Here is a 15416-nt window from a genome sequence, read left to right as displayed (position 1 = left end):
TAATTAGAGGTATATATTCTTAAATTATCTAAATAGTAGTAAATTGCCAACCTAAAAAGTGCATAAGTCCTTTATTATCCCCCCTAGCTACTTAAATAATAAACAAATGAAAAAATATGTAATTATATTGATGGTACTTGTTGTGGGTTGTAAAACACAACAAACATCCATGGAGAGTACAAGTGCTCCAACAGCAGAAGATTTTAATTATTTAGCTTTAGGAGATAGTTATACAATAGGAGAAAGTGTTTGCGAAAGCTGTAATTTCCCTATACAATTAATAGAAGATTTAGCGGAAGATACCAATGCTAAAATTGGACTCCAAATTATTGCAAAAACAGGTTGGACAACAGCAGATCTTATTCAAGCAATAAAAGAAGAGCAACCTGCAAGTACTTTTGATTTAGTAACCCTTTTAATAGGGGTGAATAACCAATATCAAGGAAAAGATTTTTCTTTATATCAAGAAGATTTTCCTGCGTTATTAGCAAAATCAATTCAATTGGCAAAAGGCGATAAAAGTAGAGTAATTGTGGTTTCAATCCCAGATTATGCGTATACACCTTTTGGACAAAAGAAAGGTAATACTGAAGAGATTTCAAACGAAATTGACTCATACAATGCCTTTGCTAAAAAGACTGCAGAGATTATGGGAGTGAGTTATGTAAATGTCACAAACATTACTAGAGAAGGTTTAAAAAACAGTTTGTTGGTTGCCTCAGACGATTTACATCCTTCTAAAGAAGCTTATAGTAGTTTTGTAACTCAAATTCTATTTGAGATCCGAAAAAAGAATCTTTTAAAGTAAAAAATAAGAGTGAGTATTCTGCATCAAAACTAGAATATTCACTCTTATATATTTTAATTATTGGGTGTTTATACCTCTGGAGCTAACTCCACTTCGAGTCCGTCTAAATCAAATGTCATTTGGATTTGACATCCTAAACGACTATTGTCTTTTACATTAAAGGCTTCGGCAAGCATTAGATCTTCGTCATAACTCATTTCTGGTAGGGTATGGTCTGAGGTTACATAGCATTGGCATGAAGCACACATTGCCATGCCTCCACATACACCAATAGTTCCTTCTGGAGCAAGCTCGTAGGAACGAACTACTTCCATTAAATTCATAGCCATATCTGTTGGTGCTAATATTTCGTGAACTTCTCCTTCTCGGTCTTTAATTTTTATTGTGATGTCGGACATTGCATTGTGTTTTTAAAGCAGCAAAAATAAATAAAACTTCCTTGAAAAACTATAAAACTCTAGTAAATAAGTAGAGTTTTTAATTAATGGATTTAACAACAGCTTTTTCTGCTTCTTTTCTTGAACCATCAAAACCATCAACACCACTAACAGTAGTGTATTTCATGACATATTTTTTATCAGGAAAAATACGTTTGTAGGCACTTTGGCACATTAGAGTAGCCTCATGGAATCCACATAATATTAATTTTAATTTCCCTGGATAGGTATTTACATCGCCAATTGCATAAATACCAGGAATGTTAGTTTGATAGTCTAATGTATTATCTACTTTGATGGCATTTTTTTCTATTTCTAATCCCCAATTGGCAATAGGTCCAAGTTTAGGAGATAATCCGAAAAGCGGAATAAAATGGTCTAATTCCAAATCAAACTCCTCGTTGTTTTGTTTAATAGTAATATTTTCAAGTTTTGTACTGCCTTTAAGTGCAGTAACTTCGGCAGGAGTTACAAGGTTAATTTTACCAAGTTTTTTTAATTCTTCTACTTTTTCTACAGAATCGAGCGCGCCTCTAAATTCATTTCTTCTGTGAATAAGCGTTACTTCTTGAGCAATATCGGCTAAAAAGATGCTCCAATCAAGCGCAGAATCTCCACCTCCAGCAATCGCTACTTTTTTGTTTCGATAGATTTCTGGATCACGAATAATATATTCAACTCCCTTATCTTCAAAATCAAGAATGTTTTCTAGCTGAGGTTTTCTAGGTTCAAAGCTTCCTAATCCGCCAGCTATGGCTACTACTTTTGCTTGGTGTTTTGTGCCTTTATTGGTGGTAACAATAAAGGAATCGTCTTTTTGCTTTTCAATAGTTTCTGCTCTTTCTCCAAGAGTAAATCCGGGTTCGAAAGCTTCTATTTGTTTCATCAGATTGGTTACTAAATCTCCTGCTAAAACTTCTGGAAACCCTGGAATATCATAAATTGGTTTTTTAGGATATATTTCAGAGCATTGTCCACCTGGTTGTGGTAGCGCGTCAATAAGGTGGCATTTGAGTTTTAATAAACCAGCTTCAAAAACAGTGAATAGTCCTGTTGGGCCAGCTCCTATGATAAGTATATCTGTTTGAATCATTACAAAATAACTTTTAGAAAATGCAAAGGTACTCTCCCAATGCTTTTTTTATATGATATTTGTTAATATGCGTAAGGGATTGCGCCTTTGTTTGAGCTCTTTAGGCATAGTAATGCCTAGAAGCGAGTGGCAAAAGCCCGGTTTCCCTACCAATAAGCAGCGCTTATTGGTAGGGAAATACGCCCAAATTATTCTACATTTATTACTTGTTCTATTTGCGGGGCGTATTTTTTTATCGTCATTTCCACACCACTTTTTAAGGTCATTTGGTTAACGCTACATCCTACGCAAGCTCCTTCGAGTCTTACATTTACTATTTTGTCATTATCAATGGAAACTAGACTGATGTCTCCTCCATCGCTTTCTAAAAAAGGTCTTATTTCTTCTAGAGCTTTTTGTACATTTAATTTAACTTCTTCAGACGTCATTGCTGTATAAATTATTTCTTAGTAACCGCAGAACAACCTGCCATAGTGGTAATTTTGATGGCTTCTGTAGGAGGCAAACTTTTGTTCCTACCAACTACTTCTTGCACTATATTTTTTGTAATTTCTTTAAACGATATTTCAAGAGGTGTGTTGTCTTGCAATGCTGCCGGACGGCCAACATCTCCTGCTTCACGAATGCTTTGTACTAGTGGAATTTCTCCTAAAAATGGCACATTTAAATCATTAGACAGATTTTTAGCACCTTCCTTACCAAAAATGTAATATTTGTTGTCTGGCAGTTCTTCGGGTGTAAAGTACGCCATATTTTCTACAATACCTAAAACAGGAACATTGATGCTTTCTTGCTGAAACATTGCAACTCCTTTTTTAGCATCTGCCAAAGCTACATTTTGAGGGGTACTTACCACAACAGCACCCGTAATTGGGAGCGCTTGCATGATACTTAAATGGATATCTCCAGTTCCAGGAGGGAGGTCTATTAAAAGGAAATCGAGGTCGCCCCAAGCGGCATCAAAAATCATTTGATTTAAAGCTTTGGAAGCCATTGGTCCTCTCCAAATAACGGCTTGATTAGGTTGTGTAAAAAATCCAATTGAAAGTATTTTTACTCCGTAACTTTCAATAGGTTTCATTTTTGATTTCCCATCAACATTAATAGCGAGTGGCTTTTCGTTAACAACATCAAACATAATTGGGGCAGAAGGGCCATAAATATCGGCATCTAAAAGTCCTACCTTAAATCCCATTTTAGAAAGAGTAACAGCTAAATTGGAAGTTACGGTAGATTTTCCTACTCCTCCTTTTCCAGAAGCTACTGCAATAATATTTTTAATTCCAGGAATTGCTTTTCCTTTAATTTCTGGTTTTTCTGGCGCTTGAACTTTGATGTTTACTTTTACCTTAGCTTTTTGGAAAACCTTATCGTGTATTGTTTTTAAAATTTCGACTTCTGTTTTTTTCTTGGCCTGTAAACTTGGATTGTTAATAGTAATATCTACTACTACTTCATCGCCAAAAACCATAACATTTGTAACGGCACCACTTTCTATCATGTTTTTTCCTTCACCTGGAGCGGAAATCGTTTCGAGTGCTTTTAAAACTTCTTTTTTATCTAATTTCATGTTTTATTCTTCTTATGCTTGTGGTCACTTTGTGACTTTTTTCCTTGTAGAAAGAGTTGTTTAAAAAGCTATTTCCTAGCTTTTTACGTCTTTTTGGAGTTGATTTTATTTTAAACTCATTCTAAATTACAAAGATACATATTTAAAGTTGAAAGTTGAAAGTTGAAAAGTACAAAGTACAAAGTATTGAGTAAAAGAGAGAATAAGTTTAGGGATTACGTTGTTAGGAATGAAAATTACAGATTTTATTACTTCGCCTCTAAAATTAAAGTAGCTATCGAGTTACGTTGTTATGAAGTTATTTTATTGATAAGTTACAATTGAATAATTTGAGGATGTAATCTTTGACTTATTCAAAAACCATAGTTTTCAAAAACTATGCCTATAGCTCCTCAGAAGGATTCCAAAAATACTTTTCGAAGTTTTGAATTTGATTGTCTATTACTTCAACGCCTTCACTTTCTAGCAATTGCTGCATAAGATTGGTGCCTTGAAAGTGATGCTTGCCTGTTAAAATCCCTTTTCGATTAACCACTCTGTGAGCTGGAACATCTTCTTTGAGACTGCTACCATTCATGGCATAGCCAACCATACGAGCACTGCGGGCAGCGCCTATGTATGTAGCAATTGCTCCGTAGGAAGTTACTCTTCCGTATGGAATTTGTTTAGCAACTTTATATACCCGATCAAAAAAATTTGAAGATTCCATGTGTTATGAATAAAACAGACGTACAAAGGTGATGATTAATAAAACAGCCATTAAGGCGCTTAAAATATAATCCGAATAGCGTGAAAAGGTATCGGTGCGTTCTTGAAGTTTATCAAAATAAAAAACATACATATAGAGCATTGCAAAGGTTCCTAGTCCTGCAGCAATTACAAAAACTAGGATATCCCATAATTGAAACTTAATCCAGCCAGAAACATTCCACGCAGCGTTTAGTCCGCAGAAATAAGCAATAGGTAAAACGTTTAAAGCAGAAATAAGCATTCCTTTAAAGAATACATTTTTCTTGTTTTTATTAATCTTTACCTTTCTAGGGTGCTTTATATCTTTTTTCTTTTTTGCTAAGATGAAAAAATAAATAGCGAAAAAACCAAAAACTACCAAAGCTATTTTTAGCAGTATGTCAATAACATTTGGATTTTTATAAAGATACTTGGAGATTAAAACTCCAATATAAGCTTGAAAAATAACTGTGGTTGAAGCGCCAAGAGCAAAAATCATTCCGCTAGTTTTTCCCTTTTTAGCACTGGTTTTTGCTGCTGTGATATTAATTAAACCAGGGAAAACTACCGCCATTAAAGATGCCGAAAAAGTAGCAAAAAAAAGGATAAATAAATGCGACATTAGTTGGGTTTAAACTTAATATATGTAATTGGTTTTTCTACTTCAAGGTATTGCTTTTCGTAAAAAGTTTGAATAGAGGTTACTTCTTCTGGACTTCCTTCATTTTTATAAATATTGTGGTTTGCATATAAAACCTCATAATTTAGTCCGTGGAGTAGCCCTAGAGTGTAGCCATGCATAAACTCGCTGTCGGTTTTCAAATGTACAATTCCCTCTTTGCTTAGAATGTTATTGTAGCGCTCTAAAAATTTAAAATTTGTAAGTCTATGCTTAGTACGTTTGTACTTTATTTGTGGGTCGGGGAAGGTAATCCATATTTCGTCCACTTCATTAGCAGCAAAAATGTATTCTATAAGTTCTATTTGGGTTCTTATAAAAGCAACATTTGTTAAGTTTTCTTCAACCGATGTTTTTGCACCGCGCCAAAAACGAGCTCCTTTTATATCAACACCAATATAATTTTTGTTAGGGTTTCTTTGAGCTAAACTCACAGTATATTCTCCTTTTCCACAACCTAATTCCAATACAATGGGATTATTGTTTTTAAAGAAAGACGCTTTCCAATTTCCTTTTAGATTGAAGTTTCCTTCTACCAATTCATCACGCGTAGGTTGAAGTACATTTGAAAATGTTTCGTTTTCCTTAAAGCGTTTTAGTTTGTTTTTACTCCCCACAACAATTATTTAATTAAAAGGCAAAATTAAGGAAATCTTTCGTAGTGAAAAATTAACTTCATTTGTAGTTATGATTAAAAAGAAGAAAATTCTTGTAGCTCCCTTAAATTGGGGGCTTGGACATGCAACAAGATGCATTCCGATATTAAGAGCATTAATAGCCGAAAATTTTGAGCCAATTATTGCTTCAGATGGAGAGGCTTATAAATTATTAAACAAAGAATTCCCCGATTTGCAATTTGTGGAATTGCCTTCTTATAAAATAAAATATGCTGAAAAAGCAAAGAATTTTAAACTGAAGATGCTTTGGGACTCGCCCAAAATTTTAAATGCCATCAAAAAGGAGAAAAAGAGAACCAAAGAATTGGTAAAAGAATTGGCTTTAGACGGAATAATTTCCGACAATCGTTTGGGGGTGTATTCTAAAAAAGTTCCTTCAGTTTTTATTACGCATCAATTAAATGTATTGACGGGAAATACTACATGGTTTAGTTCTGAAATGCATCAGAAAATAATCAAAAAGTTTGACGAATGTTGGGTGCCAGATGTTGCTGGAGAACCAAATTTAAGTGGCCGCTTAGGTCATTTAAAAAAAGAAAATCCGAAATTGAAATATATAGGGCCATTAAGTAGATTGGAACGTAAAGAGTTGCCCGTAAAATATAAGTTAATGGTTATTATTTCGGGGCCAGAACCACAGCGTACTCTACTAGAAAGTAATTTGCTTAAAGAAACTCAAAAATATAAAGGCAATGTTTTATTTGTAAGAGGAAAGATTGAAGACGAGCAGCATTTTTGTCAAGAAGGAAACGTAACAGTTTATAATTATATGAATTCTACCCAGCTTGAAACGGCGTTTAATGAAAGTGAATTAGTTTTATCGCGTTCGGGTTATACTACAGTTTTAGATTTGGCAAAGCTAGGAAAGAAGGCATTTTTTATTCCTACGCCAGGGCAATATGAGCAAGAGTATTTGGCAGAAAGATTGCAAAAAGAAAATCTTGTTCCTTATTGTAAACAAGAAGATTTTAAAATTGAAATGTTAGAAACGGTTACAGATTTTAAGGGCTTGGCCAACTTTGAATCCACATTTGATTTAAGCGCTCTTTTTAGACTTTTCTAAGGTGAAAGAAAACTCGGAACCTACTCCAAAAACGCTTTCCACATAAATCTTTTCTTTATGTGCCTCAATAATATGTTTTACTATGGAAAGTCCTAGTCCAGAGCCTCCTTCTTTTCTGCTCCCGCTTTTATCAACTCTATAAAAACGTTCGAAGAGGCGAGGGATATTTTGTTTTTCAATCCCCTCTCCATTGTCGGTAACCCTAACAATAACTTTATTTTTTACTAAGTTTTCAATGCTAATTTCGGTAGTTCCACCTTCTTTTCCGTATTTAATAGAATTTACAATGAGGTTGGTAAGAACCTGCTGAATACGTTCTTTATCGGCACTAACCATAATTGGCTCCTTGTAATCTAAGTCGAAAGTAAGGGTGATTTTTTTCTTGTGAGCTTTCATTTCCATTAAATCGAAAGTAGCTTGAGTAAGCTCTACAATATCAAAATTTTCGCGTTGTAAATTTAAATCGCCTGCCTCTAATTTGGTAATCATGTCCAAATCTTTCACTATATAAATAAGTCTTTCAACCCCTTTACTAGCTCTCGATAAGTATTTTTTTCTAATAACTTTATCGTCCATTGCGCCGTCTAAAAGTGTAAGAATATAGCCTTGAACAGTAAAAAGAGGTGTTTTTAACTCATGCGAAACATTTCCGATAAACTCTTTTCGATAGCCTTCGCGAATTTTAAGAGTTTCAATTTCTAGTTTTTTATTAGCTGCAAATTTTTCAATTTCCTCTGTTAGCGTCCTCATATCTGTAGTAATAGGTTGCGCTTGGAAATTGGTAGATTCTAAAAGAGAAACATCATCATATATTTTTTTAACCCGTTTGTATATAAATTTTTCAACACGGTATTGGATGATAAAAAAGGAAACAATAAAAACACTTAAAATTAGAATTGCAGCATACATAGAGCCTCTTAGTTCGAAATAGAAAAATAAGGAAATAATGATGGTTGTTACTGCTGCAATCATTGCTGATGAGCGCAGTGCAAAACGATATGATTTTTTTAATTTGGTTTCCAAAATTGTTATGTTAAATCTGCTAAAAGGTTGCTATGTGTTTTGTTAAATACTAAAAATTAGGGTTTATGAAACCATGGTTAAAGTTATAAAATAAAGATGATAGATTTAGATTGTAAGAATAAACTTAAATCAAAATCTATCAATTTTTAATTTTAGAATGTTGTTCCTTTTGTTTGTTGGAGACTATCTAAAAAGTATTTAAAATTTATATGTCAACCTGATTGTCTGTTAACCTGAGCTAGTCTGTCATCCAGATCTTTTCTGTCATCCTGAGCTTGTCTGTCATCCTGAGCTTGTCGAAGGATGATAACTACAAATTACTCTTTAGAAAGCCTCTCAAATCTTATTAAATTTTTATCGAAAGCCTCTGTATTAAATGTGTGAAAGTATTTTTTTTGAATACATTACAGGTTTTCTCTGGGTGTTATACTTGGGATAATAGAATTTATAATACAAATTTATAGCCAACTCCTTTTACAGTTTTAAAATGATCGTCGCCAATTTTTTCACGTAGTTTACGGATATGTACATCAATAGTTCTCCCTCCAACAATTACTTCGTTACCCCATACCTTGTCTAGGATTTCGTCTCTTTTAAAAACCTTTCCTGGTCTGCTGGCTAATAATGAAAGTAATTCGAATTCCTTTCTTGGAAGGATAATTTCTTCTCCAGACTGAATAATTTTGTATTCGTCACGGTTAATGGTAATATTACCAACCTTAACAATGCTTTCAACAGGCTCATCATCTTCTTTTAAGCGTCTAAGTAGAGCTTTAACTTTGCTTACCAATACTTTTGGTTTGATAGGCTTGGTAATATAATCGTCTGCTCCAGCATCAAAACCTGCTACTTGAGAGTAATCTTCACCACGTGCAGTAAGAAAAGTAATAATAGTGTCTTTTAAATCGGTAGATTTTCTTATTTGTTCACAAGTTTCGATACCGTCCATTTCTGGCATCATTACATCGAGAATAATAAGGTGTGGTTTTTCTTTTTTTGCTTTAGCAATTGCTTCAATACCGTTTTTTGCAGTAGTAACATTGTATCCTTCAGTAGATAAATTATATCCTACGATTTCTAATATATCCGGTTCGTCATCGACTAAAAGGATTTTAATTTCCCTTTTTTTCATCTGTGTTGTAAGGTTTAGTTATGTCTCGCATTTCTTCAGCAAAAACATTTTATAGTTGTTTTTTTTAGATAACTAAAACATTTTTAATGATTTAAAAAGTTCTTGGTTATCCTTTCCGAGGTCAAAAGTAAAGATAATATTAAAATATGAAAGCAGTTAACAATGATTTAATATGGTAACACAAATGTAACATTGGACTTACTTATGTTTAACACGCGGGTAACTTCCTTTTTGTAGATGGCTCGTTTATTTGCATCGGAATTAAAATCAAACAATGAAACATTTATTTACATTATTAGTACTGTTTGTGAGTGCGTTAGGTATGGCGCAAGAAACAACAGGATCTATAGTTGGAGTTATTACCGACAAAGAAATGAACAACGATCCGCTACCGTTTGCCAATGTGCAAATAAGCGGAGCAACAAAAGGTACAACTACCGATATGGATGGGTTGTACGAAATTAGTGATGTGGAACCAGGAACTTATACAATTGTTATAAGTTTTGTTGGTTATGAAACATTGCAAGTACCAAATATAAAAGTTGAAGCAGGAAAAGTAACAGAGTTAAATACTGCTTTAGGAGCTGGAAGTGTTAGTTTAGATGAGGTGGTAGTAACTACCACTGCAAGAAGAGATTCTGAAACTGCTTTATTATTAGATCAGAAAAAAGCTGTTGAGATAAAAGAAAGTATTGGAGCACAACAACTATCTAAAATAGGGGTTTCTGATGTGGCTACAGCTACAACTAAAATATCTGGAGTAACTAGTAGCGAGGGCTCTGGAGATGTTTTTGTAAGAGGGTTAGGAGATAGATACCTGTCTACTACTTTAAATGGATTACCAATTCCTTCTGATGATGTTGAAAGAAAGAATATAGATTTATCGTTATTTCCTACTAGAATTATTCAGAATGTAAGTATTAGTAAGACATATTCAGCAAAAGGGTATGCAGATCAAGCTTCTGGAAATATAGATGTTACTACAAAAGAGCTAGCTGGGAATAAAGAGCTTACTGTAGATATAAGAGGAGGCGTTAACACAAATGTTATGCAAAGTGGCGTTAGAGATAATTTCAAACTTTCTCCTAATTCTAATGACATTACGATGGGTTTTTATAAGCAACCAATGTCTACAGAAGCAGCTATTGCAAACCAAACATGGAATACTAGAAGTATAGAAAATCCTGTTAACTATCGTTATGCTGTAACTGCAGGAAAACGTATAGGAGAGAAATTATCTGTTTTCTTCGCAGGTTCTCAAGGAAGAAGTTATCAATATAGAGAAGGTGTTTTTAGACAATTCAGTAGCAATTTTATAGATGATAGCATTACAGATGCAACTACCTATACTAAGAATATCAATACTACGGGACTTTTAGATGTTGGTTATAATATTAACAATAGTAATAAAGTAAAGTATCACAGTTTATTTATTAATACAGTTTCAGATAATGTATATGAAGGAGGTAGGAATGGAGAAGGAACCATTTTTGAGGAAACAGAACCAGTGGAAGGTTTGTCTCAGTTTATAAGAGATCAAAACACAAAACAAACAAAAATCTGGGTGAATCAATTAGAGGGAAGTCACTATATATCTGAAAGAAATCATTTAGAATGGGCTTTAGGTTATAATATGGTTGATGCCGATGAGCCTAATAGAATTCGTAATGAAGTAAACTTTGATCCAGATAGCGATTTTGTTCAATTAGGAAGAACAGGAGGTTTTCAGCAACGTAAGTCTTACCAAGAAATTGACGACAGAGAAATAAACGGTTTATTGAAAGATAAATTAACATTTATAGATGAAGAAGAAAAGTCTTTTAATATGAATGTAGGAATGAATTATAGAAATAAAAAGAGAGATTTTATTTCACAATTTTATGGTGTTGAAGAAGCTTTTACAAATGCAATAAATCCAACATCTATTGATGATCTAGGTGCCATTTTTACACAGCAAAACTTTGATAATGGAACATTGGATATGGAGGCTTTAACTCCTGATACTTATAATGGGAAATTAAATTCTTACGGAGGTTATGTAGATTTTAATGTAGCTGTTAAGAATTTCAATGTTAATGTAGGAATGCGATACGAATATGATGACTTAAACGTAGACTTTAACGTTGGAAACTATCCTGGAAGAGTTGGTGTTTCTGAAAAAACATATTCAAATGTGTATCCTAGTTTGAATATGAAGTATAGTTTTAATGAAAAACATGGACTTCGTTTTTCAACAAGTAAAACAATTACATTACCTGAGTTTAAAGAAATGGCGCCTTTTGAGTATGTATCGCCTACAGGTCAGGTTACTAGAGGTAATCCAGACATTGAAGCTTCTACAAACTACAATTACGATTTAAAATATGAATACTTTTTATCGCCAGGACAATTAATTTCTTTTGCTGGGTTTTATAAAACTATAGAAGATCCTATAAATAAAGTTCAAGATAGAGGTTCAGCGGGCGTATTTTCATACTTCAACTCTGGAGATGAAGCACGTGTTTATGGTTTAGAACTAGAAACAAAATTAGATCTTATTAAATCTGCTGATGTGGATGCAGGGTATAATATAAATTTAAATTTAAATGCTACTAGAATGTGGCATGAGCAAGATCTTAAAGAAATTTATAATGAAGATGGAAATTTTGTTAGAACTTTTAGATATAAAGGACTTACAGAAACAGGTCTTCAAGGAGCTTCAGACTGGATCTTTAATTCAACGTTAAATTTTTCTACAAATAGTATTAATGGATTTAATGCTAGCGTAACAGCAAACTATGCATCAGATAAGATATTTGCATTAGGTGCACCAGTTATTCAAACAGAAAGTGATATTAACTACAATGACGAGATTATAGAAAAAGGATTTGTTACGTTAGATGTAGTTTTAAGTCAAGATTTAGGAGAGCATTGGAACTTTAAAATATTAGGAAGGAACCTATTAAATCCAGAAATAGAAAGAACTCAAAAAACTAGACCAAGTACAACAGGTATTGAGACTAATCAGGTTGTAAGATCATACTCAAACGGTGCAAGATTTAGTTTAGGTGTTAACTATAGTTTTTAAAAGTAAGCCTCATAAATACATAAGGCAGCTATAAATCAATCGTGAATATTAAATTTAATTTTATTATGAAAAAATCAATTATTAAAATTTCAGCATTATGTGCTGTGTTTTTCGGACTTGTCCTTACTGGATGTAGTAGTGATGATGATTCACCTGCACCAGGGCCAGAGCCTACACCAAATACATTAGAGGGTAGTATTTCTGAAGATTTAACATTAGACCCAACTATTACATACAAATTGACAGGATCATTTAATGTATTAGAAGGAGCTAAATTAACAATTCCAGCTGGTACTCAAATTGTAGCAGAGAAAGGAACAGATAATTATATAGCAATTTTTCAAGGTGCTGAAATAGATGTTCAAGGTAATGCAAGTTCACCTGTTTTAATGACTTCTGAAGATGGAAATCCTGGAGATTGGGGTGGTTTATTACTTTGTGGTAACGGTGTTACTTCTGAAGGGATTGATGCTACTGCTGAAGTTGGAAGCTTAGTTTATGGAGGTACAGATAATGCAGATAGTTCAGGTTCTATCAAATATTTAACAATTGCTGGTGCTGGAGCTCAAATCAATGCAGAGTCTCAATATAACGGACTTACAATGTATGCTGTTGGTTCTGGAACTACTATTGATAACGTAGCAATCTTAAATGGTTCTGATGACGGAGTTGAATTTTTTGGTGGAGCTGTTTCTGTGACTAATCTTTATTTAGAAAACAATGAAGATGATGCTATCGACTGGACTGAAGGTTGGAATGGTACAGTAACAAATGCTTATGTGTTACATACTATCGAAGGTTTTTCTACTGTTGTTGAAGCAGATGGAACTAACAATAATCCAAAGCTTGTTAATTTAACAGCTGTTTCTACCGTTGGTGGTACTGCTTTACAATTCAAAAAAGAATCTGGAGCTACTATTACAGGTTTATCTTTAACAGGATATGATACTTCAGTAGATATGGCTAATGATGGACCACTTGCAAATATTCTTATTGAAGGTGTTGCTGCAAATCCTGAGTTAACTTATACAAGTGCTCCTACTGTTTCTGCAGATGATTTTTCTTGGGTTTCTACAGAAGTAGTAATTGATAATACCTTATTACAAGGTACAATAGAGGAAGAAGTAACTTTAGATGCTTCTGTAGCATATACTTTAAATTCTTCTTTAATTGTTTTAGATGGTGGAAAATTAATTATTCCTGCAGGAACAAAAATAACTGCAAGAGATGGTGGTACAGATGTGTATATTGCTGTATTAAAAGGAGGTGAAATAGACATCCAAGGAACTGAAGATAATCCTGTTGTTATGGCTTCAGCTAATGGGAACCCTGGAGATTGGGGAGGATTAACACTTTGTGGAGATGCTACAACTTCTGAAGGAGTTAATGCTACTGCTGAAGTAGGTGGATTTATCTATGGAGGAAGTAACGATGCTGATAGCTCAGGTTCTATCAAAAACTTAGTAATTATCGGAACTGGAGCTCAAATTAACTCTGAGTCTCAATATAATGGTGTTTCTTTCTACGCTGTAGGTTCTGAAACTATTGTTGAAAATATAGCTGTAATTAACGGTGCTGACGACGGTGTGGAATTTTTTGGAGGAACAGTTTCTGCAACAAATATTTATTTAGAAAATAACGAAGATGATGCAGTTGACTGGACTGAAGGTTGGAATGGAACTGTAACAAATACGTATGTTTCTCATACTGTTGCTGGTTTCTCTACAGCTGTGGAAGCTGATGGAACAAATGGAAATCCATCACTAGTAAACTTTACTGCAGTTTCTACAGTAGATGGGACTGCTTTACAGTTCAAAAAAGAATCTGGAGCTACTTTTACTAACGCATATGTTTCTGGTTATGCTACAAATGTAGATATGGCAAATGATGGTCCAGTTAGTAATATTATTGTAGATGATACTGCTTTAACGTCTGCTACAGACGATGTATTTAATGGTACAATACTTGATATTTCTGGATGGTCTTGGATTGAGGCTAGACTTTAATATAAAGTTTATAAAAATATTTTTTCAAACCACCCCGCTTCATTGCGGGGTGGTTTTTTTATGCCTTTTATGTTTCTTTACCTTATAACTAAAACTTATTTTTGCAACATAATAAGAGGTGTATGAGTCCAGAAAGTGTTTTTGAAATTAAAACGAATGCCGATTTTAATAAAACAGCATTAAATGTTTTTGGATTTCAGTATGAAAATAATCCTGTTTACCGTGAGTTTTGCAACTATCTTAAGCGCAATCCACAAAATGTAAAAACAAAAGAAGAAATCCCTTTTTTGCCGATTGAGTTTTTTAAATCTCGCGAAATTCTAAGTTCTTCAAAACCTCCACAAACTATCTTTACCAGTAGCGGAACCACAGGAAATTTAACAAGTAAACATTTGGTTACAGATATAAGTGTTTATGAAGAAAGCTTTAGAAAAGGGTTTTCTTATTTCTATGGAAATATTAAAGAGTATACTGTTTTAGCACTTTTACCTGCATATTTAGAACGTACAGGTTCTTCGCTTATTTATATGGTAAACGATATGATTGAGCAGTCTGAGGCTTCCGAGAGTGGCTTTTACCTTCATAATTTAGAAGAATTAGCACAGCATCTCAAAAAATTGGACGCAGCGGGCAAAAAAGTATTGCTTATTGGGGTTTCTTTTGCGTTATTAAATTTAATAGAAACCTTCAATTTTAATTTACAGCATACCATTGTTATGGAAACTGGCGGCATGAAAGGTCGTAGAAAGGAAATGATTCGCGCCGAACTTCATTCGGTTTTAGCAGCAGGTTTTAATGTTGATAAAATCCATTCTGAATATGGAATGACCGAGTTGCTTTCACAAGGGTATTCTATAGGGAATGGAGTTTTTGAATGTCCTCCGTGGATGGATATTATAATTCGAGATCCAGAAGATGCACTTACTATTTTTGATGACGGAAAGTCTGGAGGAATCAATGTAATTGATTTGGCAAATATAAATTCCTGTTCTTTTATTGCTACTCAAGATTTAGGGAGGAAAAACGGAAAAGAATTTGAGGTTATTGGTCGCTTTGATAATTCCGACATCCGTGGTTGTAATTTAATGGTTTTATAAAGTCTTCTGTAATGTTTCTATTATAATAGCTACTA

Annotated in this window: 14 protein-coding genes; 5 read left to right on the top strand and 9 right to left on the bottom strand. The window is 33.6% G+C overall.

The window, feature by feature from the left end; all coding sequences use genetic code 11:
* The first annotated feature begins 106 nt into the window (after positions 1 to 106).
* Positions 107 to 808, top strand: coding sequence for an SGNH/GDSL hydrolase family protein (locus tag JOOMADRAFT_RS00895; protein ID WP_008610736.1), 702 nt, complete (start codon positions 107 to 109; stop codon positions 806 to 808).
* Positions 809 to 876: 68 nt separating this feature from the next.
* On the opposite strand, the gene JOOMADRAFT_RS00890 is transcribed toward JOOMADRAFT_RS00895, so the two are convergent.
* The 7 genes from JOOMADRAFT_RS00890 to trmB form a co-directional block, all read right to left on the bottom strand.
* Positions 877 to 1206, bottom strand: coding sequence for a 2Fe-2S iron-sulfur cluster-binding family protein (locus JOOMADRAFT_RS00890; RefSeq protein ID WP_008610735.1), 330 nt, complete (start codon positions 1204 to 1206; stop codon positions 877 to 879).
* 79 nt (positions 1207 to 1285) lie between these two features.
* Entirely contained in the window at positions 1286 to 2338 is a 1053-nt protein-coding gene (locus tag JOOMADRAFT_RS00885; protein WP_008610734.1) for an NAD(P)/FAD-dependent oxidoreductase, read from the bottom strand.
* Positions 2339 to 2526: 188 nt separating this feature from the next.
* The gene (locus JOOMADRAFT_RS00880; protein ID WP_008610733.1) at positions 2527 to 2766 is read right to left on the bottom strand and encodes a NifU family protein; all 240 of its coding nucleotides are present in this window, start codon (positions 2764 to 2766) and stop codon (positions 2527 to 2529) included.
* Between the two features lie 11 nt (positions 2767 to 2777).
* Positions 2778 to 3908, bottom strand: coding sequence for an Mrp/NBP35 family ATP-binding protein (locus JOOMADRAFT_RS00875; RefSeq protein WP_008610732.1), 1131 nt, complete (start codon positions 3906 to 3908; stop codon positions 2778 to 2780).
* A 382-nt stretch (positions 3909 to 4290) separates the two neighbouring features.
* A complete protein-coding gene (locus JOOMADRAFT_RS00870) occupies positions 4291 to 4617 on the bottom strand; it encodes an MGMT family protein (protein WP_008610731.1) in 327 nt (108 codons plus the stop codon).
* A gap of 3 nt (positions 4618 to 4620) precedes the next feature.
* Entirely contained in the window at positions 4621 to 5259 is a 639-nt protein-coding gene (locus tag JOOMADRAFT_RS00865) for a LysE family transporter (RefSeq protein WP_008610730.1), read from the bottom strand.
* A complete protein-coding gene (gene trmB / locus JOOMADRAFT_RS00860) occupies positions 5259 to 5933 on the bottom strand; it encodes a tRNA (guanosine(46)-N7)-methyltransferase TrmB (protein ID WP_008610729.1) in 675 nt (224 codons plus the stop codon). The genes JOOMADRAFT_RS00865 and trmB overlap by 1 nt, the downstream gene beginning before the upstream one ends.
* Before the next feature lie 70 nt (positions 5934 to 6003).
* On the opposite strand from trmB, the gene JOOMADRAFT_RS00855 reads away from it, so the two are divergent.
* The gene (locus tag JOOMADRAFT_RS00855; RefSeq protein ID WP_008610728.1) at positions 6004 to 7056 is read left to right on the top strand and encodes a glycosyltransferase; all 1053 of its coding nucleotides are present in this window, start codon (positions 6004 to 6006) and stop codon (positions 7054 to 7056) included.
* On the opposite strand, the gene JOOMADRAFT_RS00850 is transcribed toward JOOMADRAFT_RS00855, so the two are convergent.
* Together JOOMADRAFT_RS00850 and JOOMADRAFT_RS00845 are read right to left on the bottom strand one after the other, a co-directional pair.
* On the bottom strand, positions 7030 to 7965 hold the full coding sequence (locus JOOMADRAFT_RS00850; protein WP_008610727.1) for a sensor histidine kinase: 936 nt from the start codon (positions 7963 to 7965) through the stop codon (positions 7030 to 7032). The two genes, JOOMADRAFT_RS00855 and JOOMADRAFT_RS00850, sit on opposite strands and share 27 nt — an antisense overlap.
* A gap of 559 nt (positions 7966 to 8524) precedes the next feature.
* Positions 8525 to 9211 carry a response regulator transcription factor gene (locus tag JOOMADRAFT_RS00845; RefSeq protein WP_008610726.1) on the bottom strand — a complete coding sequence of 229 codons (687 nt, stop codon included), beginning with the start codon at positions 9209 to 9211 and terminating at the stop codon, positions 8525 to 8527.
* A gap of 274 nt (positions 9212 to 9485) precedes the next feature.
* Between JOOMADRAFT_RS00845 and JOOMADRAFT_RS00840 the strand changes: the two genes are divergently transcribed.
* From JOOMADRAFT_RS00840 to JOOMADRAFT_RS00830, 3 genes are all read left to right on the top strand, one after another.
* The gene (locus JOOMADRAFT_RS00840; protein ID WP_008610725.1) at positions 9486 to 12278 is read left to right on the top strand and encodes a TonB-dependent receptor; all 2793 of its coding nucleotides are present in this window, start codon (positions 9486 to 9488) and stop codon (positions 12276 to 12278) included.
* 65 nt (positions 12279 to 12343) lie between these two features.
* A complete protein-coding gene (locus JOOMADRAFT_RS00835; RefSeq protein ID WP_008610724.1) occupies positions 12344 to 14284 on the top strand; it encodes a hypothetical protein in 1941 nt (646 codons plus the stop codon).
* Positions 14285 to 14406: 122 nt separating this feature from the next.
* Complete coding sequence (locus tag JOOMADRAFT_RS00830; RefSeq protein ID WP_008610723.1) at positions 14407 to 15381, top strand: LuxE/PaaK family acyltransferase; 975 nt, start codon at positions 14407 to 14409, stop codon at positions 15379 to 15381.
* The last annotated feature ends 35 nt before the right edge of the window (positions 15382 to 15416 follow it).

The sequence above is a fragment of the Galbibacter orientalis DSM 19592 genome, from assembly GCF_000260115.1.
Lineage (GTDB): Bacteria > Bacteroidota > Bacteroidia > Flavobacteriales > Flavobacteriaceae > Galbibacter > Galbibacter orientalis.
This window is presented reverse-complemented; position numbering and strand designations above follow the sequence as displayed.